The organism is Paraburkholderia sp. 2C, from assembly GCF_054589215.1.
This window is the reverse complement of sequence record NZ_BAAILL010000032.1, coordinates 319,608-339,838: the sequence shown is the minus strand read 5'-3', so window position 1 is coordinate 339,838 and position 20,231 is coordinate 319,608. Positions and strand designations below refer to the sequence as shown.

The 20,231-nt window shown below is 59.7% G+C and carries 14 protein-coding genes and 2 pseudogenes; 8 read left to right on the top strand and 8 right to left on the bottom strand.

What is annotated here, in order from left to right; translation table 11 throughout:
* Positions 1 to 12 precede the first annotated feature (12 nt).
* Positions 13 to 291, bottom strand: a pseudogene (locus tag ACYPXD_RS09700) (GNAT family N-acetyltransferase); the annotation flags it as partial.
* A 488-nt stretch (positions 292 to 779) separates the two neighbouring features.
* Here ACYPXD_RS09700 and ACYPXD_RS09695 point away from each other — a divergent pair.
* Positions 780 to 2,327: a methyl-accepting chemotaxis protein gene (locus tag ACYPXD_RS09695; RefSeq protein ID WP_459710232.1), complete on the top strand. Its 1,548-nt coding sequence runs from the start codon at positions 780 to 782 to the stop codon at positions 2,325 to 2,327.
* A 44-nt stretch (positions 2,328 to 2,371) separates the two neighbouring features.
* Here ACYPXD_RS09695 and ACYPXD_RS09690 read toward each other — a convergent pair.
* The 3 genes and pseudogenes from ACYPXD_RS09690 to ACYPXD_RS09680 form a co-directional block, all read right to left on the bottom strand.
* Positions 2,372 to 2,707, bottom strand: a pseudogene (locus tag ACYPXD_RS09690) (aldehyde dehydrogenase family protein); the annotation flags it as partial.
* A gap of 78 nt (positions 2,708 to 2,785) precedes the next feature.
* Positions 2,786 to 4,078 (bottom strand): 4-aminobutyrate--2-oxoglutarate transaminase, encoded by a 1,293-nt coding sequence (gabT, locus tag ACYPXD_RS09685; RefSeq protein ID WP_459710230.1) that lies wholly within the window; start codon positions 4,076 to 4,078, stop codon positions 2,786 to 2,788.
* Between the two features lie 338 nt (positions 4,079 to 4,416).
* A complete protein-coding gene (locus ACYPXD_RS09680) occupies positions 4,417 to 5,484 on the bottom strand; it encodes an extracellular catalytic domain type 2 short-chain-length polyhydroxyalkanoate depolymerase (protein ID WP_459710228.1) in 1,068 nt (355 codons plus the stop codon).
* A 712-nt stretch (positions 5,485 to 6,196) separates the two neighbouring features.
* Here ACYPXD_RS09680 and ACYPXD_RS09675 point away from each other — a divergent pair.
* On the top strand, positions 6,197 to 7,126 hold the full coding sequence (locus ACYPXD_RS09675; protein ID WP_459710226.1) for an AraC family transcriptional regulator: 930 nt from the start codon (positions 6,197 to 6,199) through the stop codon (positions 7,124 to 7,126).
* Positions 7,127 to 7,563: 437 nt separating this feature from the next.
* On the top strand, positions 7,564 to 9,039 hold the full coding sequence (locus ACYPXD_RS09670) for an aldehyde dehydrogenase (protein ID WP_459710224.1): 1,476 nt from the start codon (positions 7,564 to 7,566) through the stop codon (positions 9,037 to 9,039).
* A gap of 118 nt (positions 9,040 to 9,157) precedes the next feature.
* On the opposite strand, the gene ACYPXD_RS09665 is transcribed toward ACYPXD_RS09670, so the two are convergent.
* From ACYPXD_RS09665 to ACYPXD_RS09655, 3 genes are all read right to left on the bottom strand, one after another.
* Complete coding sequence (locus ACYPXD_RS09665; protein ID WP_459710222.1) at positions 9,158 to 9,841, bottom strand: hemerythrin domain-containing protein; 684 nt, start codon at positions 9,839 to 9,841, stop codon at positions 9,158 to 9,160.
* Positions 9,842 to 10,014: 173 nt separating this feature from the next.
* Positions 10,015 to 10,482, bottom strand: a complete 468-nt coding sequence (locus ACYPXD_RS09660; protein ID WP_459710220.1) for an allene oxide cyclase barrel-like domain-containing protein — start codon at positions 10,480 to 10,482, stop codon at positions 10,015 to 10,017.
* Positions 10,483 to 10,552: 70 nt separating this feature from the next.
* A complete protein-coding gene (locus ACYPXD_RS09655) occupies positions 10,553 to 11,962 on the bottom strand; it encodes an amidase (RefSeq protein WP_459710218.1) in 1,410 nt (469 codons plus the stop codon).
* A gap of 252 nt (positions 11,963 to 12,214) precedes the next feature.
* Here ACYPXD_RS09655 and ACYPXD_RS09650 point away from each other — a divergent pair, with 252 nt between their 5' ends.
* The 4 genes from ACYPXD_RS09650 to ACYPXD_RS09635 all read left to right on the top strand — a co-directional run bounded on the left by ACYPXD_RS09650 (position 12,215) and on the right by ACYPXD_RS09635 (position 18,326).
* The gene (locus tag ACYPXD_RS09650; protein ID WP_459710215.1) at positions 12,215 to 13,798 is read left to right on the top strand and encodes a DHA2 family efflux MFS transporter permease subunit; all 1,584 of its coding nucleotides are present in this window, start codon (positions 12,215 to 12,217) and stop codon (positions 13,796 to 13,798) included.
* 908 nt (positions 13,799 to 14,706) lie between these two features.
* Positions 14,707 to 15,873, top strand: coding sequence for a porin (locus ACYPXD_RS09645; RefSeq protein WP_459710213.1), 1,167 nt, complete (start codon positions 14,707 to 14,709; stop codon positions 15,871 to 15,873).
* A gap of 576 nt (positions 15,874 to 16,449) precedes the next feature.
* Positions 16,450 to 17,316: a hypothetical protein gene (locus ACYPXD_RS09640; protein ID WP_459710211.1), complete on the top strand. Its 867-nt coding sequence runs from the start codon at positions 16,450 to 16,452 to the stop codon at positions 17,314 to 17,316.
* 68 nt (positions 17,317 to 17,384) lie between these two features.
* Positions 17,385 to 18,326, top strand: coding sequence for a crotonase/enoyl-CoA hydratase family protein (locus tag ACYPXD_RS09635; RefSeq protein ID WP_459710209.1), 942 nt, complete (start codon positions 17,385 to 17,387; stop codon positions 18,324 to 18,326).
* Between the two features lie 8 nt (positions 18,327 to 18,334).
* Here ACYPXD_RS09635 and ACYPXD_RS09630 read toward each other — a convergent pair whose 3' ends face one another.
* Positions 18,335 to 18,910: a winged helix-turn-helix transcriptional regulator gene (locus ACYPXD_RS09630; protein ID WP_459710207.1), complete on the bottom strand. Its 576-nt coding sequence runs from the start codon at positions 18,908 to 18,910 to the stop codon at positions 18,335 to 18,337.
* A gap of 201 nt (positions 18,911 to 19,111) precedes the next feature.
* Here ACYPXD_RS09630 and ACYPXD_RS09625 point away from each other — a divergent pair, with 201 nt between their 5' ends.
* Positions 19,112 to 20,206, top strand: coding sequence for an NmrA family NAD(P)-binding protein (locus ACYPXD_RS09625; RefSeq protein WP_459710205.1), 1,095 nt, complete (start codon positions 19,112 to 19,114; stop codon positions 20,204 to 20,206).
* Positions 20,207 to 20,231 lie beyond the last annotated feature (25 nt).

The window sequence follows — 20,231 nt, the reverse complement described above, 5'->3', positions numbered from 1 at the left end:
GGTCTCGATGCATCAGGTCGACTCCTCAACAGCGGCGCGATCGATTCGATACCCTGGTTGACGACGATCCCGTTCGAGCAGCCCGTACAGCGCGCTGTCGGACACCTCGTCGCCGACCACCCAGCGCTCACGCACGAGCCCCTCGCGGACGAATCCCAGCCGTTCAAGAAGACGTGCCGAGTCCCCGTTACGCGGATCGATATCCGCCTCGATCCGCCGTAACCGTCGCGTCCCGAATGCGTGTTCGATCAGAGCAGAGGCCGCTGCGTACATATAACCTCTTCGCCAATGCGTAGCCAGAATTGCAGGTTCGAACGGCTGCACCGTCACTCCTCATCGGCTCGCTTTGTTCAATTCGCATGAGGCTTCGACCGCACCCGATATGGCCGAAGACACGCGTCCAAGTGCTCCTTCTACCACTTCAAAAAAGAGATTTCAGACGGGCTGCTTTTGATGATAGCCAACCGCAATTTCGGGGCGGCCTGAGTCGACAGCACCTCGTCCAGCCTTTCAAGCCGTCATGGAGCGACAAGGAACCGAACACTCGGCGAATCGGCTTGTGCCCGGTCATTCGTTTAGTGAACGAGTTTTCAGATGCCTGGCTTGACCGTTACCTTTCAATTGAGAGGAGATCCGGTCCACGTTGGAAGCAATGAAATCCCGAAACGGCTCTTCAGATTTTGGGAAAGTGGCCGTTTACCTAGCACACACATAGTTCCAGAAACGCGTTCGGAAGAACATGCGGGTCGTGACGCTTACTCAAAAAGGGGTTTTGTAATATGAAGCTGTCCTTTGCTCAAAAGCTGTGGCTGCCGCTGGTTTTAGGCGTGTTATGTCTGGCCGCCGTATCGGTCTACAACGCTTACGAAACGCGCGACATCCGTCTCGCCGAGCGTAAGGCCGAACTCACGCACGCATCGGAGATCGCGCTGAGTGTGGTCAGGACTTTTGGCGACCAGGCCAGCACCGGCAGCATGCCTGTGGCGGAAGCCCAGCGGCATGCCATGGATAGCATCCGCAACATGCGGTACGGCGACGAAGGCTATTTCGTCGTGCTCAACTCGAAGCCTACGATTTTGATGCACCCGATCCAGCCAGCGTCGATTGGCAAGTATGTCGGCGACGTCAAGGATCGGAACGATGTTTACTTTTACCGGGATATAGTCTCCGCCATCAAGCGCGATGGTAAGGGGTTTGTTGCGTTTGAATTTCCTAAACCCGGAGCAACCGAAGCGTCGCCAAAGGTCATCTACGCCTCGGCATACCAGCCTTGGGATTGGATCGTTACCACAGGTCTCTATGTCGACGACATCGACGCGGCGTTCCGTTTGTCGTTGTACTGGAGCCTCGGAATCCTGGTGGTGCTTGCCGGCGCCCTGTCGTCCATCGTCGTGTTGCTCAATCGCGGCATCCTGCGCTCGCTGGGCGGCGAGCCTTCATATGCGGCCGAGATCGCTAACCGGATCGCCGATAACGATCTGACTGCAGCGGTGAAGACAGCACCGGATGACAAGTCGAGCCTCCTGTTTTCGATCAAACGCATGCAGACGCAACTCGCGCAAACGATCGGCACGATCAAGGTGTCGGCCCACTCGATCGCTACCGCGACTCATCAGATTGCGGCGGGAAACCAGGACCTGTCGCAGCGTACCGAGCAACAAGCGGCTTCACTGCAGGAGACCGCGGCCAGCATGGAGCAGCTAACCTCGACCGTCACGCAGAACGCCGACAATGCCCGTCAGGCCAACCAGCTTGCCTCGCAGGCGGTTGCTGTCGCGGAACAGGGCGGCATGGCGGTATCGCGGGTGGTCGAAACCATGAAGGGCATTAATGAGAGTTCGGACAAGATCGCTGACATTGTCGGCATCATTGAGAGCATCGCGTTCCAGACAAATATTCTCGCTCTGAACGCGGCCGTTGAAGCCGCGCGTGCGGGCGAGCAAGGGCGAGGGTTTGCGGTCGTGGCGTCGGAAGTGCGTTCGCTCGCGCAGCGCTCGTCGACCGCATCCAAGGAAATAAAGGAATTGATCAATGATTCGGTCGAACGTGTCCAGGCAGGCGCCGGTTACGTGCGCGAAGCTGGCGCAAAGATGGGCGAAATCACACACGAGATCCGGCGCGTGACCGACATCATGGCGGAGATCACCGCCGCATCGGAGGAGCAGACCAAGGGGATTGGCCAGGTGAACCAGGCGGTGTTGCAAATGGATGAAACCACACAGCAGAATGCCGCCTTGGTTGAACAGGCTGCTGCGGCCGCAAGTTCGCTGGAGTCGCAAGCGAGCGATCTGAATACCGCAGTCTCGATGTTCCGGATGGCAATCTAGCACTACGCCGGTGCGCCCGGCGCTCGTTGCGCATCCGGACGCCCTTACACCGACATCACCGTGACCGCCTTTGACACGAGATACGGCTCGAGTGCTTCCGGGCCGCCTTCGGAGCCATAGCCCGAATCCTTGACACCGCCGAACGGCATGTCCGCACTCGGCGTAGCCGGCTGGTTGATCCACAGCATGCCGACTTCGAGCGAGTGCGACAGCAGATGCACATTGCTGAACGAACGCGCGAACGCGCAGCCCGCCAGACCATAAGGCAGGCGGTTTGCCTCCCAGCCGCGCCGCGCTGCGGCGACCGGGCGCTCGAGATCAGTCATCCCTGCGTGCGCGACTGTGCCGATTACGCCGCCGGTGGCGGGATTGACGACGTCGATGGTTTTGCCGCTTGCGCCGGCGCACCATTCTCCGTCAATGAGCAATAGGGTGTCGGGTAGGTCGAGGCATTCATATCAGGCGGCGGCCGTTGCCGTTTCCCTTAGCACGGTTTCAAGAGTCGCAAGCGCTTCATCGAAGATGGGGTCTTCGATGGTCAGCGGAAACAGAAAACGGATGACATTTGCGTGGACGCCGCAGGTGAGCAGCAGCAGGCCACGTTCGAGCGCGCGCGTCTGCACATGTTTCGTGAACGCCGCATCCGGTTCGCCGTTGGTGCCCGGTCGGCAGAATTCAGCCGCGACCATCGCGCCCGGGCCGCGAATCTCGGCAATCTGCGGCACGGCTTCGCGCAGTTGCGTGAGCTTCGCCGTCAGGCGCTTGCCGAGCGATATCGCGCGTGCGCACAGCGCCTCGCTGTCGATGATGTCGAGCACCGCGTGCGCGGCTGCGATCGCAAGCGGGTTGCCGGCGTAGGTGCCGCCGAGTCCGCCGGGCGCGGCGGCATCCATGATCTCCGCGCGGCCGACCACGCCCGACAGCGGCATGCCGCCGGCAAGGCTCTTCGCGATCGTCATCAGGTCGGGCACGACGTCGTAGTGCTGCATCGCGAACAGCTTGCCGGTGCGAGCAAAGCCCGTCTGCACTTCATCGGCGATCAGCACGATGCCGTGTTCGTCGCATATCGCCCGCAGTGCGCGTACGAAGTCGGCCGGCGCGGGATTGAAGCCGCCTTCGCCCTGCACCGGTTCGAAGATGATCGCCGCCACGCGTTTCGGGTCGATGTCGGCCTTGAACAGATGATCGATGGCCTTCAGCGAATCGGCCGTCGTCACGCCATGCAGCGGATTCGGAAACGGCGCGTGAAACACGTCGGCGGGGAAGGGGCCGAAGCCGAGCTTGTACGGCGACACCTTGCCGGTCAGCGCCATGCCCATCATCGTGCGGCCGTGGAAACCGCCGGAAAACGCGATCAGGCCAGGGCGGCCGGTTGCGGCGCGTGCGATTTTCACCGCGTTCTCGACGGCTTCGGCGCCGGTCGTGAAGAACGCGGTCTTCTTCCGGTGCGAGCCAGGCGCGCGCGCATTGATCTTTTCGGCCAGTTCCACATACGACGCGTACGGCACGATCTGATACGCGGTATGGGTGAAGCAATCGAGTTGCTCACGCAGTGCCGCGACAAGTTTCGGATGCCGATGTCCGGTATTGACGACCGCAATGCCCGCGGCGAAATCGATAAAGCGGCGGCCTTCGACGTCCCATAGCTCCGCGTTAAGCGCGCGCTGCGCATAGAAATCGCACATCACGCCGACGCCGCGCGGTGTCGCGGCATTCTTCCTGTCCTGCAGACTTGCATTGTTCAGGGTCATCGTCCTTTCCTTCCTGATGGGAACGCCGCGGAATCCTTGCCAGCGTCCGGCCGCGCATGGGCGTGAACGGCGGGTACCGACATGCCCGCGCCGCCCAACCGTATGGTCGATGACTATAATTTGCGGTGGCTCTTTTCCCGAGAGCCATTTCGATGAAAATGAAGGAGCCATTGATGCGGACCAGCCTGCTGTCCGACTTTTGCGCAGCGGCTCGACCGCCGCGGCGAGCGCCCGCTTTATCGTCAGTTGCACGAGCTGCTGCAGCACGCCATTCTGGCGCGTGAATTAGCGGCCGGAATCGGCCTGCCGTGTTCGCGGCCGCTGGCGGAAGAGTCCGTTCAGCGCACCGGGTCCGACAGGCGCTTGATCATGCGCATAACGGCGGCAATCTGCGGTGCGCTTTTCGAATAGAAGTCGGGATTCTGCGGATCCGAACTCGTGTAGCCCCAGAAATCCCAACAACCGAGCGGATTCTTCTCCGACGCTCCGGCCTGCGGATAAAGAACGATGATGCGATTGCTCTCCGCGATCTCGTTGTAGCCGGCGCTGCGCACGAAGACGTCGCCGATCTTCTGTGCGTTCTGCAGGCAACCGTGAAAAACGACGTGAATGCGGCATGCGCTACCCGGCTGCGCGCAGCCGGCCGGCACATAGACGTAACCTGTCGGCCCCAGCGAAGCCTTATCGTTGGGATCGAACGGACCCTGATCGAAACTGAGCAGATTGCCCTCGGGCGTTGTCGCCGGCGCGTTCAGCTGGCCGTAAATCCAACGCAGAATGTCTTGCGACTGTTCGAAGCCGCAATTGTTGATGAACGGTGGCTGTGACAGTGCACATGCGGTATTCGCGCTGTTATTCGTGATGAGTCCATGACCTGCCGCCACGCTGTCGACATACCGGATGTGGTCGTCGGGTGCGCCGGCGAGCTTGTAGAAAAGCGGCACCTGTGCGACGACGCGGGTCGCGACGACATGGTCCTCGGTGCCGCTGAAAACGTAGATGCGTTGCGAGGCGAGCCCGCTCGCATCGTCGATGCGCTTCTCGCGCGCGAACTTGCGCGCCGCCGCCAGCGCGTCTTGCGCGCGCGGCCCGGCATTGCCGCTCGGATTCATGCAATGGGTTTGCGCGGCGCTGGCGGGATTCGCAAGCGGGAACAGGCCCGCGCAGTAGAACGGACCTCCCGCGACGATGCCGGCGCCCACCAGATGTTTCGACCACGCGACGTCGAACTGCGCGGCCATGAACGCGCCCGAAGATAGCCCCGACACCGAGGTTTGCGTCGAATCCGCGCCATAGCCTTGCAGCGGTGCCGCGCGCAGCGCGCCCGCGGCAACCATGCCGACGGTCGCGAACGCGGCGCGAGCGAAGCGCCCGCGGATGCTCCGGCTCAATCTCCATCTATTCATTGCATGCTCCCGGATCAGGCCGATGAGGTATCTGCATCGGCACGATGCCATTTTCTTCTGATCAGGAGAGTTGAGCGTTCGTAAATCGAAGCAGAAAGCGCATCGGCATATTGCAGAACGAAGCCGCCGGTGAGGTTATCGCTTGCGGGTGTAGCTGGATGACTGAGCCGGCGGCATGCAGGTTAGAGCGCCCGCTGATCTGCCGCCTACGACGATATGGTCGTACGAGTCAGTCAAGACGTCGGCTGTGGTAAGTGGCCAAGCAGACACTCCCGCGTGGGCACATTCAACGCCGACATCGGTCGTCAACGGAACCTGATGCGCTAAACACGACTGACGATCTTATATCGTTGCATTTCGCATCGACTATCCTGAAACGTGCCTGATTCATGACCAGAACGTTTATGCGCTGCCGTATCGGTTGACAAGACGACATCTGGATGTAACACGGTCATCGGAAACCGGAGACACGACTTGCCGGAATATATCTAGCACTCCAGATGTTCTCCGGTACGCGCAGGCACAATGAACAGGTGGCAGATGTGGAAGTTTACGGAAGTCAGGTGTGTTGAAGGCTCTTTGACGGCCCGTGAACTGACCGGCACGTTTGCTCCGCGTCGCGCAAGCACGAACCGCTCGCACTTTTTCGGCTTGTCATGTGGCGCCCACAATGATTTCCCGTTCGGTATCGATCAACTATTGGAGATGTTCCGTGACGCTCGCCATTGTCGAATATCCTGCAAACCCTTCGTCAACGCAGCGGGAGAGATGGAGGTACGAATTCGAGAATCAGTGTGGCATGACGGCGGATCCCGGGGAAAATTCCACCTCCTGGACCAAAACGTGGTACGCCGGTCAGGTGGGCGTCCTTGATGCCCGCGCGAAAGATCAGACATGGGTCTCCCTATCGCAGGGCAAATCCCCGGTCAGTGAAGATTGCGTGTTCGTGAAGGTCATTGCGAGCGGGTCGGTCGTCATCTCACAGCACGGTGAGGAAAGAGTGTTCCCCGAGGGTAGTGTGCTGACCGTAGACGGGGCATGGTCGTTTCAGGACCGCTTTCTCAGTTCGGCTCGCATCGTAGCTTTAAAAATACCCAAACAGGCACTCAAGGCGCGCGGATACCCCCACGGTTCGCGTCGAATCGTTGTTCCTGAACTGGAATCTCCGGACGTTACCTTCTTCAGGGACCTCGTAATCTGCATGGCCGGTCGAATGGAACTGCCAGGCTTGCAATTTCGAGAGAAAGTGGGTGAACAGACACTGGACATGATGGAAACGTTATTGGGCGGCTCGACCGGTTCGGTCGTGTCCGGACGATCCGACATCATTGTTCTTCGCGCGAAAACAGTGATCGCGAGACGTCTTGGCGATTCCCGATTGAGCATCGACCAGATTGCCACTGAACTTCGTATCTCGGCGAATTACCTGGCGAGACGCTTTCGAATGGAGGGAACCACTGTTATGCGATACGTTCTGCAGAAGCGCCTTGATAGGGCTCATAGCCTCGTAAAGCAATGCGGTCAGCACCGCATGCAGATACAGGAGATCGCATACACATGCGGCTTTGAATCGCCCTCGCACTTTAGCCGTATGTTCAAGCAGCACTTTGGGGTCTCTCCCCGCGACGTCGCGGCCGCATGACCACGCTCTCAGCGCGATGTTTGCGTCGTCACTTTCGTGAGTTGGACTTGCCCTCGCGCCACCGAAGTCTGCGGTCCGCTTCGCGCACACGTTATTTGAATCGGAAGCTCTATGAAACTCTTTCTTTGTTTCCCTTGCCTCCCTTGGCTTCCTCGAGGTCGAACGCATCCGACTCGTAGCTGGCGCTGGCTACGTCGATGAGCACCGCATCCTGGTGGGTCACCCGATTTATCTGACGCGCCCCCGTTTGTGAATCAGGCCAGGGAAGCAGGATCTGGAACAGAACGCACCGCCAGGCCTTAAACTGATCGCTCTTAAGCGACGCGGGATGCAGACGGCCTCATCAAAGCCTGATTGTCAGGAAAGTGCAGGCTTCGACGCGACTGTTCCTGTCACCCGGCGGTTTATCCCTGAAACCATTCACCAGGAGAGTCGGTATGAAAACCTACAACCACTTCATCGATGGTCAATACGCCGAGCCAGTCGACGGGGAATGGATGGATACCATCAATCCGTACACGGGCGAGGCATGGGCGCGCATCCCCAAAGGCAGCGCGAAAGATGTGGATCGTGCGGTACAGGCGGCGAAAAGGGCGATGTCGTCGGGGCCGTATGCAAAGATGACCGCGTCGGAGCGCGGAAAAATGATGCTGCGCCTTGCCGATCTGGTGGCCGCAAACGCGCAGCGCCTCGCGGAAATCGAAGTGCGCGACAACGGCAAGCTGCTGTCCGAGATGCGTGGCCAGCTCAACTACCACCCTGAATGGTGGCGCTACTTCGGCGGCATTGCCGACAAGCTCGAAGGCGGTGTCGTGCCGATCGACAAGCCGGATCATTTCGCCTTCACCACGCATGAACCGGTCGGCGTGGTGGGTGCGCTGACCGCATGGAATTCGCCGCTGATGTTCGTCGCGTGGAAGTGCGCGCCGGCGATCGCGGCGGGTTGTTCAGTGGTGGTGAAGCCTTCGGAGTTCACGTCTGCCTCGACCCTGGAATTCGCCGCGCTGACCAAAGAGGCCGGCTTTCCCGACGGGGTGTTCAACGTGGTGGCGGGACTGGGGCCTACGGTGGGTGCGGCGCTGGTCGATCATCCGGATGTTGCGAAGATTACGTTCACAGGCTCGGATGCGACGGGCGCGGCGATCTATGCGCAGGCGGCCAGGACCATGAAGCGCGTCACGCTGGAACTGGGGGGCAAATCGCCGAATATCGTGTTCGACGATGCGGACCTCGACAAGGCTGCGAGTGGCGCGATCTCCGGTATCTTCGCGGCGACGGGCCAGACATGTATCGCCGGCTCGCGGTTGCTGGTGCAGAACTCGATCAAGGATGCGTTTACCAAGCGTCTGATCGAACTCGGCGGCTCGGCGAAGAAGGGCGATCCGATGGACCCGCAGACGAATATCGGTCCGGTCACGACGCCTGCGCAATATAAGAAGATCCTCGACTACATCGACATTGCGAAGGCCGAAGGTGCGCATTGCGTGCTCGGCGGGCAAGCGGCAACAGCGCTGCCCGGCGGCCAGTTTGTCGAGCCGACAATTTTTGTCGACGTCACACCGACAATGCGCATTGCGCGCGAAGAAGTGTTCGGCCCCGTGCTGTCGATCATCGGGTTCGACGATGAAGAAGAGGCGATCCGCCTCGCCAACGACACGATTTATGGGCTTGCCGCAGGCGTGTGGACCGAAAACATCGGACGGGCGATGCGCATGTCGAAGGCACTGAAAGCGGGCACCGTCTGGGTCAACACCTATCGCGCGGTCAGCTACATGATGCCGTTCGGCGGCATGAAGCATTCCGGCATCGGCCGCGAAAGCGGCATCGAGGCAGTGAGGCACTACCTGGAAACCAAGAGCACGTGGATTTCGTACGCAGAGGGCGTGCCATCGAATCCGTTTGTCATGCGTTGATCATGTCGGGCGCGCGGCATAGCGGCGGTGCTGCATTGCGCATGGTTCGTTGCGTCTCGCTGCGGCGGGGCACCAAGGGGCGGCCGGAGACGCCCCGAGACGCCCCGCATCGTTCGGCCTAGCGTTTGATTCCAATGTGAATGCCAGGCCCATGTACCCGTTCGGCGTAGGACATGTAAACCTGTAGCGCCTGTTGTTCGAAAGGAGAGACGGCTGTTTCTGGCGCGCTTTCAAGCTTCGCGCAGGTGATCATGCCCACAGCCAATGCGAAGTCTTCCTGCGAGAAGTGCTCGCGCCCCGCCTCGGCCATTCGCGCCCACTCGTCGGCGGATATATGTTTTTCAATCACCGGCAAGGCCCTCGATTCTTCGAGCGACATATGGTCGAGCAGCGCCGGGAGTAACCGCCCGGCCGTGTGTGCCAAAGCCGAAGCCAAAGCCGAAGCATGTTGTGAGCCGGTACTGCCGCGCCACGCCTGTAACTCATTGTCGATCTGGTCGAGAATGCGCGCCATGCCTGAGTGGTGATCCTCCATCAGAAGAGAAACTTCGGCCGCTTCCGCAGCGCCCCGGTTCTTCAGCCTGGGCCACAGGAACTCATCTTCAAGCGTGTGATGCTCATGCAAGATGGCGCACAGGAACCGAATGTGATCCGCCACCAGGTTTGTCCGTTCCCGGTCATTCGGCGGAACGCCGACGATCAATGCAGGAACTGGAAGAAACTGCTGCCTGAACATGGCATGGACCTCAAGCATTTTTCGGGTATCGGCCAGAGGTCCTTCAGGTATGGGTTCTCTGCTCATGATTCCGCTCTGTTTAGTGAGTTCGCTGAGCAAATGCCGCGCGAAAGCGCAGCAATGCCTTCATGGGCAATGCTAACTGAGCGCTTAGGCGAGCGACGGGTGCGCTGTTCAAGAGCTTCGTCTGACGACTGTCCGCTTCGCCCCCGGGCAGAGGACGCCGGAAGGGCCCGCAATTATTGGGCGGTACGACGGAGCGTGACGATCTGACTGAACGTGCCGTCCGGCAGAGGTTGGGTGACTAATACGCCGTGATATTGCTGATAGGCGCCCGTGGTGCCTATCACTGGAAGGGTCGATGGTCCCGTTGCTGCTTCCTGACCACCGATCGTGATCGTCCCGTTATCAAGCTGCAAGGTCCATTGGCATTGCGAGAAAACGCCCGGCCGCACGGTGATACAGAATCCGCTATTGTTGCCGATCGCCTTGTGCTGGGCATTCAGCAACGGCTGATCGAAAACAAAAATATCGCCTTGCGACGGACCGTGTTCGCCCAGATCGACATTGTGCTTCGTCCCTGCGTTCGCATCGGCGATCGTTTTCAACACGATCACACTTTGTGAAGCGAAAGCAGGCAGTGACACACCAAGCGCTGAACAAACGAGAAAACGCACGCCTGCTCTTGCCAGACTATTCAATTGCATGTTTGACCTTCTATATGCGTGAAAGGGGGCTCTCCGTGGCATGCCGCGCTGCCGCGCAAGATATTGTTGCTCAAAGGTCGGGATGCAGGTGACGAACCGGGCTGACCGATTCGAGCATGCCTGCGAGACGCAGGATGGTCGACTCGGCCTGCCAGCTGCCGACGACCTGAACGCTGATCGGCAGCCCTTCCTGACTCGTACCGAACCGCATCGAGATGCCAGGCAAGCCGGTGACGTTAAGCGGTACCGCCGCGCCCCGGATATAGCTGGTGTCCACGGTCTGGCCGTTGACGGTGAATGAGTCGAGACCATGTTGGTGAGCCGGTATCGGCAACACATGCGTAATCAACGCATCGTACTTCATGAAAAATTCGGCGTATCCGTCGCGCAGCCGCTCGACGGCCTGTTCCGCGTCAATGTAGTCCTTTATCGATACGTCGGGCCGCGCGAGCATTTTTTGGGTCGTCTTGTACAGTTCGTCGTGATTGCGCCCGGCAGTGGCTTCTGCGAATTCCCGCTTCATTTCCATCACGTGCAGACGGTTGAACACGTCATTAGCGAAGTCTCGCTCGAGCGCGGGTATGCGTACGGGCTCCACAAGGTATCCAACGTGCTTTAGCGCTTCCGCTGCCGCTTTAACTGTGTCGGCGACTTCGGAATGGACTGGCCCGAAGCCGGGTTCCACCATCCAGCCCACGCGCAGCTTCGTACGGGGCGAATCGCCGATTCCCGCATCTAACGGGACCGTGCTGGTCGCGAAAGCGTCCAGGCCGTCGGGACCGCGCAGCTGTGAAAATGCGAGTGCGAGGTCACGGATACTGCGAGCCATTGGGCCCGCATGCCAGAAGCGGCGCGGCGCGCGCGGCCAGACTCCCGTCATTGGTACCCGTCCGTGCGTCGCCTTGAGCGACACGATGCCGGTCTGCGCGGCGGGTCCGCGCAATGAGTTCCCGAGATCGGTGCCGAGCCCGATCGGCGACATACCTGCCGCAATGGCCGCCGATTCCCCACCGCTCGAACCGCCCGGTGTGCGCTCGAGGTCCCACGGATTGTTCGAACGGCCGCTGAGAAGATTGTCGGTTTCGAACGAGTAGGAGAATTCAGGGAGGTTTGTCTTCGCCAGCAGGATCGCGCCTGCCTTTTTCATGCGCGCGACGCTGGTGGCGTCGGTGTCGGGTATGCGCCCCTTGAAAATCAGCGAGCCGCGTTGCGTCAGCACGCCCGCAGTGTCGATGGAGTCTTTCACGGTGAAGGGCACACCGTGCAGCGGTCCAAGTTCGTGACCTTGCAGCACCGCGGTCTCCGCGATCTTCGCGGCCCTTAGCGCGTCATCTGCAACGGTGACGATAGCGTTGACTTTGGGATTGATGGCTTCGATTCGATCAAGATGCGCCTGAACGACCTCGACCGGCGAAATTTCCTTTGTGCGGATCAATTCAGCCAGGCCCGTTGCGTCCTGATACAAGATTTCTGACTTCATGGTCGGACTCCGACGGTTGATGAAGCGACAGGTAGCGGCGACGGATTCGCTAACATGTCGCCATCCGCTCATCTTTCTACCTAACGTATGTTAGGCTACACTTTAGGCCGTGTAATTTCAGTCGTCAACGGCTGTTTTCAAAGGGCATCGCAGCAGACGCGCCAGCCGGTGTCATGGAAGTGCCTCAGGTGACGGCCGGCCAAGGCATATCGCTTTTAATCCTTGTTAATATGTGCATATACACCAAACGACATGAGCTCTTCGACCGCCGCGCCTTTGCCGAATCCCATGGACCTGCCTACGAGCACGAAGCTCTTTGCGTTCGGCATCATGTGTCTTGGCTTCTTCATGGCAACCCTTGATATCCAGATCGTCGCTTCATCGCTTCGTGACATTGGCGGTGGACTCTCCGCTAGCCAGGACGAGCTTTCATGGGTACAGACGGCTTACCTGATCGCAGAAATTATCGTCATTCCGATGTCGGGCTGGCTGACCCGGGTTTTTTCAACGCGCTGGGTGTTCGCGTTCTCCGCACTCGGTTTCACGATCACCAGCATGCTCTGCGGGCTCGCATGGGATATCGATTCGATGATCCTGTTCCGCGGTCTGCAAGGTGCGCTTGGCGCCGCCATGATCCCCACGGTCTACACCACCGTGTTCGTGATCTTCCCACCGAAGCAACGACTCATCGCATCGACGACCATCGGTGCGCTCTCGACGCTAGCGCCGACGATCGGGCCGGTTATCGGGGGATGGGTGACGGCCGAGTGGTCGTGGCACTGGCTGTTCTACCTGAATGTCGTACCGGGCATCATCGTTACGTTATTGGTGCCGCGGTATGTCAATTTCGATCACGCGAATCTGTCCTTGCTCAAGAAGGGTGACTATTTAGGCGTATTGCTGATGTCCGCCTGTCTGGGGTGCCTTGAGTATGTGCTCGAGGAGGGGCCGCGCAAGAACTGGCTAGGCGACGACGCGATTCTCGCGTGTACGTGGATCTGCGCTATATGTGGTTTCCTGTTTCTCGTGCATGCATTTACCGCCCGCGAACCGATTGTCGATCTGCGTGCGCTGGCGGTCCGAAACTTCGGGATCTGCAGCGTTTTGTCGTTCATCATCGGTATCGGCATCTTTTGCACGGTTTATTTGACGCCCGTGTTTCTCACGCGTGTGCGAGGCTTCGATTCGCTTCAAACCGGCATCGCGCTACTGTCCGTCGGATGCTTCCAGTTGCTCGGCATGGTGGTCTACAGCCTGCTCGCCAAATTTATCAGCATGCGCTATCTGATGATGACAGGTCTCGCGATGTTCGGTATCGGCTGCTGCCTTTATGTACCGCTAACCAACGACTGGGGCTGGCAGCAACTGCTGCTTCCCCAGGCGCTACGCGGATTCGGTCAGCAGTTTGCCATTCCTCCGATTGTCATTCTGGCTTTAGGGTCCTTGCCGCCTGAGCGGCTCAGAGCGGCGAGCGGGCTTTTCAATCTGATGCGAAATCTCGGTGGTGCGATAGGCATCGCGGTGGTGAGCACGATGTTAAACGATCGCCTGAATTTTCATTATGAAATTCTGGCGGAGCATGTCAGTGCCGGCAGACCGGTAGTTGGGGCGTTTCTGCAGCAGCAGGCCGAGCGGCTCTCGCACGTAGCCGGCCATACGATCAATGCCGCCCATGCCAGCATGGGCATGCTGCAGTCGCTGGTGATGCGCGAGGCACTCACGCTGACCTTCGCCGATACGTTTCTGGCCGTCGCGCTGTGCTTCGGCGTGGGTCTCGTCGGCGCGTTCTTTACGCGGGCGACCGGCAATACCGCACCTCCGCCCGACGCGCACTGAACGGGCTCGCTTTCGGTTCGTGGATGCCACCGCTGTGCAACCAGTGAAGCCACGCCGCGCGGATTGCCATGTTAATTCCGGGTCGGCTTGTCGCTTTCACAGCGTTCGAGACCGGACAAACGCTCGAGCAGCACACTGAGTGCTGTCTCGAGCCCGATCAGCGCCAACCTGTAGCCGATGTAGCCGTGAATGCCGGCGCCGAACGACTGCGGCCGCTCTTCGTCGCGATCGATGTCGCCGTGCCGCGCAACGACGCTCCCGAGGTCACGTTTGCGGCGGCTAGGAGCCGAAGTAAATATCGCAGTAGCTCACTGGGCCCACGCATGTACTGCCGGAGTGCTGCGCCGCGCTGGACGCTGGCAAGGTCGTGCAACCGGTGAATGCAGCCGACGCAACGGCAAGCGCAACCCATCTTTTCCATCGAATGCGTGGCGTGTCGGCTCGCATTCGATCGCCGCATGTAGGTCCGTTAGCTTTGCATGCTGGCGCGACAATGCATTGTTGGCTAGTTTTAGTCATTACCGGGTTATCCATAGCAGTATCGGGTTGAAAATCAACCTCTCTCCTCTTCTTTGTTGCTCCGTGTGTGCCGCTGTTCGATACGTCGATGTGTGGCGGCTACCGGTGCGTAAACCGGTCAACGTATTCCGTTATTCCACGCAGGGTGCGAAAAAAGTCGCGGCGTGCCGGATAGGCGCGTCGCCACGCTTCAAACGGCGCCAGGCCGGATAGCAGAGCGAATTTGTTTTTTAGAGAACGGAATACTGATCGCTCTCATCGGTTTACCCGCATAGAAATGTCCGGGCACGCCTGCTTGCGCGAGTGGCCGGGATTTCGCGCTTCGCCACGTAATACGGATATCTAATGAAGTGGCGGGTATTTCAACAAGTTGAAACGGAGGCACTCCGATGAAAAAGACATTGGTCGCGATCGCTACGACATCGACGTTCGCATCGATAGCGCACGCACAAGGCAGCGTGACGCTTTACGGTCTGATCGACGAAGGTTTTGAAGCCATCAGCAACGTCGCTACCTCGGGCGGTAGCGGGGCACGGCAGTACAGGCTTGATTCGGCGAGCGGCCTGAACAGTTCGCGCTGGGGCTTGCGCGGAACCGAAGATCTCGGCGGCGGGTTGAAGGCAATCTTCCAGCTCGAAAATGGCTTCGAGCTGAATAACGGCCGCCTCAGTCAGGGCGGCGCCGAGTTCGGCCGGCAAGCGTTCGTCGGCGTGAGCAGCGGCAGGTTCGGTACGATCACGCTTGGCCGCCAGTACGACAGCGTCGTCGACTTCGTCGGCACGTATGCCTTTGCCGATACGAGCGTCGGCACGGCTCACTCGGCACATCCCGCTGATCTCGACAACTTCAACAACAGCCGGCGCACCAACAATGCCGTGAAGTTCAAGAGCGCCGACTATGCGGGCCTGACCTTCGGCGGTGTCTACAGCTTCGGCGGCGTGCCGGGTTCGGTCGGCACCAACCAGATCTATTCGGTCGGCGTCGGATACAAGCACGGTCCGATCAATCTTGGCGCCGCCTATCTGGACGCGCGTAACCCGGCCTCGTCGTTGTTCGGCAGCAACCCGAGCGACACGCCAACGTCGAACGGCCTCACCGGTTCACCGGTATTTAGCGGCTATGCGAGCGCGAGTTCGTACCATGTGGCCGCGGCCGCTGGCACTTACTCCTTTGGTGCGGCGACGATCGGCGCGAACTGGTCGAATGTGCGTTTCGCGGGTATCGCGGCGCTGAACCACGCCACGGCGGTATTCAACGATGTCGAAGCGAGCGTTCAGTATCACATCACGCCGACGCTGCTCGCCGGCGTTGCGTACAACTATCTGCATGGCAGCGCGGCGAACGGCACCGTGGGTGGCGCAAACTACAGTCAGTTCGGGGGCGGCGTCGAATATGCACTGTCGGTGCGCACCGACGTATACGCCGCAGTCGACTATCAGGTAGCCAACGGACACGATTCGACCGGGCACGGCGCGACCGCGAATCTCGCCGGCCTGTCGCCGTCTTCGAATCGCTATCAGACAGTGGGCCGCGTCGGTCTGCGTCACCGCTTCTGACGTGTGCGACGAAGCGCGGGCAATCGCGCTTCGTCGGTCCTGGCGACAAGGCGTCGCGCTGCCGCCGTGCGCCTGTTGTCGCGATGCCTTCTCCGGTCCAGGCTAATGCACTGTAACCGACGGCTTTGCGGCAACGAATGACTTCCTACCCACCATACCGACCCACCTGCCGACGTCTTCCGCGCGTTCCCCTGTTCTCAGTACGACATACGAAATTCCCATCGCCTGCGGGTGCGACGAGGCGCTGCCACAGCGCATGCGCAGGCTGGATTCCTCGGGCAAATGTGTGCGACGTGCAGCTCCGCCGACCGGCTGGCGTTGCCGTGAGTGCCGGGCTTTGACAGGAATTCGTCAGATTGCGACGACAATCGCCCGCTTTCGGATTCGACGATCTGATTTGACGATTAACAAGCAGCCCTTTCTTGTTGCAGTCACTCTAATAATAAGAGTATAGTGCCTGCATGCACCTGCGGTGCCGCTGCTCGCAGTGACTGCGCGGCCATACAGCATATGGATCGACGTGGGACGCGAGCCGATGTGGACGTCAGGCGATTTTGATTTCATTTGGAGAGTCACATGGAGCCGAACCCCACCGACTTTTCCGGTAACCGTGTGCTTGCGTTTGCAGTCAGTGTGATTGCGGCCAGCGTCTGGTTTGTCGTGGTTGTCGCCGTGCCCGAACTTGAACGCTCGTGGTTATCGGTTATCGCCGTTTGTATTGTCGTGCCGCTGTTGTTGCTCGGCGGCGCATGGCGGGCGCTTGGGCGCACCTCGCTGACGGCATCACAGCGGAGGCGGACCTGGATGGCGATCGCCATCCCGCTCGCGTTATGGCTTGGCGGGGCATGGGCAATCGCCGCAATGGGGTTTCTGCTGCCCGGCGCAATTCGAATTCCTTTACTGCCCCTGCTCATTGTCGTCCCGACCGCCGTCGCTATCGCGGTGCTTGCGCAGTCAATCCATATCCGCAAGCTGCTCGATGTCACACCCGTTGCCTGGTTGATCGGCATTCAAGCCTACCGCGTCGTCGGTGCGGTGTTCTTGCTCGGTTGGATGGCCGGGTCCATGCCGGGCGTCTTCGCGTGGCCCGCCGGCATCGGCGATGTCATCACCGGCCTGATGGCCTTGCCGGTTGCCGCGGCGCTCAGGAGTGGAGGGCCAGGCAGTGTGCGCGCAGCCGTGCTTTGGAACGCGTTTGGTTTGGGGGATCTGATCCTTGCGGTTTCTTTGGGTGCACTGACCGCGCCGGGGCCGCTTCAATTTGTGGCTTTTGAACATCCCAACCTTGGAATAGGAGCGTACCCGTACGCCGTCATTCCCGCCTTCATTGTTCCTGGTTCCTTCGTTCTGCATGTCCTGTCGCTGCGCCAATTGCTAAGGCAGCGAGGTCGTCGCAATAGCATTCCGCCCGCTACGATTCGTGGCGCAGACGAGTTTCTGTGATCCTAAGTTTTGCCTGAGAGGCTACTCGGGTTGTTGTGCAATATCCAAACCGCTGGAGAAGAAATCAAATGGCTGATTTGAACGATGCTGCCCGACGGGGTTTCCTGAAGACGGCGGCAGCGCTGGGAGGAACGTCCGCGCTTGGGGTTCTGCCGATTCCCGCAAGCGCAGATGCGCTATCGCAGTCTGACGCTCCACCCACCACTCTTAAGGACGTCCCTTTAAGTTCCGGTGCGAAGCTGACCGTCGAGCGCCGTGGTGCAATCGTCCTTCTTGGCATCAATCGTCCGGACGCTCAAAATCGCGTCGATCCCGATACATTCAGGGAACTGGCCGAGGCTTACTACCACTACGACCACGATCCATCGTTGCGTGCCGCGGTATTGTTCGGCCATGGCGAGAATTTTTCGAGGGGCATCGATATTGACGGCTTCAGATCGCTGGGCGGAAAGCCCCCCATCTCACAAGCGGATGCGATCAACCCGCTTGCGACAACGCCGGGGCCGCGCCTCACCAAACCTCTGGTGGTGGCGGTACAGGGTGACACCTGGAACATGGGCCACGAACTGTTTCTCGTTGCCGATATCCGTGTTGCCTCGGCCGACACCCGCTTCGCTCAGGACGAGAATACGCACGGACGTTTTCCCGGGGGAGGGTCGACCGTTCGGTTCGTTCGGGAAGCCGGATGGGGCAATGCCATGCGCTACATCCTCACCGGCGATCACTGGAGCGCTGAAGAAGCACACCGTATGGGAGAAGTGCAGGTCATCGCTCCAGACGCAAAGGCCGCGCTAGAGGCCGCCATTCAGTTGGCGAACAGGATTGCCGATTGTGCACCGCTCGGTATCAAGACATCTTTGGCGTCGGCTCATCTGGCGATCGATCCGTCAGAACAGGAGGCCTTGTTCAAACTCACTGCGCAATATCGCACGCTGTTCGAGACGCAGGACTTTCGGGAAGGCCGGAGAGCCGAGATAGAAGGCAGAAAGCCGGCCTACGAGGGGAAATAAGCGCGCTGTTACTTCGATGGCGAGCTTCGCCGCCTGACCGGGCGGCGTCCCGCCTCGCGAGTCGGCCCGCTCTCGAGCTCACGTTCCTCACGACGGCGCGCGGCATGCGATAAGCGCCAACGCACGAGGTCATCCGCGCCGGGACCTTCCTTGATCCCCAGGTCCTGGGCGCCGAGCCGCTCACCGGTTTTCTCGTCGATAAAGCACCATGCCACATCGGCGCCGGTTTTCAGGTTCACGAATTTCAGCGGCGGCGCCGAAGCGCCGGAAACCTGCCAGCGATCCCCAATCCTGGACAGCATCAGCATGACAGGGGCAATTTGCCGGCCCTTATCGGTCAAGAAGTACTCGAATCGTTCCGGGTTGACCTGATAGCGCCGCCGCTCAATGAGGCCATTGGCTTCCAGATGCTTAAGCCGATCGCTAAGCGTGGCATTGGTCACGCCGGACGATTGGCGAAAGTCGTCGTATCGGCTAAGACCGAAGACGAGGTCGCGCAGGATCAGCAAACCCCAGCGATCGCCGATCGCCGCCATGACGCCGGCGATCGAACATACCATTCCATCAAAACCCTTCGAGCGCATGTTTCACCATCCTTGATTGTCCAAGGGCAATAGTCGCACAACTCTCATCATGAGAGTTAACGCAATTCGGTCGATTCGAGTCTCTTTTGCCGAGTTGGCCGCTTGCCCGTTTAGTCACTCTTATTATAAGATCTACATAGCGTCCGGCGATGATCCGCATGTGGCCGGAACCATCCATTCAATCCAGTCCAAGGAGTCTCGATGTCCTCCTGCATAACCTCCAGAATCTTCGTCGTCGGCGGCACGGGTGCTCAGGGCTTGCCCGTCATCAGCGCCCTCGTTGCCGACCGACAATACTCGGTCCGAGCCCTGAGTCGCGATCCCAATTCGCGTCGCGCAAAAGCACTGCTCGAACTCGGCAACGTGTCCATCGTCGAGGGAACGTTTGCCGACGAAGCGGTACTACGGGAAGGGTTCCGTGGTTGCGACGGCGCATACATCAATATCGATGGCTTCAATACCGGGGAGAAGACCGAGATTTACTGGGCCATTCGTAGTTACGAGATCGCTATCGAAGAAGGGATCCGGTTTTTCGTCTATGGGAATCTCGACTATGCGCTCAAGAAGTCGGGCTACGACTCCCGCTTCCGGGCCGGCCACTATGATGGCAAGGGTCGCATAGGCGAATGGATTCTGGCTCAAAACCAGGTGAACAGAGACAGGATGGGTGCGGCAGTATTCACCACGGGCCCGTACATGGAGATGGCGATTTCGGGAATGACGCCGATGGCGCCCTCTGTGGAAGATGGGGTAGTGACCTGGCGGGTCCCGCTCGGCAACGGGGCTGTGCCCCACGTCGCGCTCGACGATTGCGGATATTACGCACGGTGGCTCTTCGATAACGCGGAGCGCGCGAATGGCATGAATCTCGAAGTCGCTATCGAGCACGTCGAGTATCACAGGCTCGCTGCGGCATTCGAGAAGGTAACGGGACATCCGGCACGGTACATCGACACGGACATGGACGCGTACTGGAGCGGTGCGCTCGGAAAATCCGCTGCTTTGCCTGCCGGGTACAACGCGGATATCAACGACAAAAGCACCATGACTTTCAGGGACAACTTCACGGGATTCTGGAATATCTGGAAGCACGGTGTCATTCAGCGAAACTATGCACTGCTGGACGAAATTCATCCCAATCGGATCAGAAGCGTTGAAGCGTGGCTTAGGCGGGAAGATCAGCTGGGCAGAGAACTCGGGAAGGGGAGCCTTTGGGAACGGGTCCAGCCGGAAAACCTGTATAAATCGGCGCCGCTTCTGAAGTTAGCCGAGGACAGGAGAATGGGGAGGCTTTAGAACCCCGGCGGCGTGACGAAAGCAC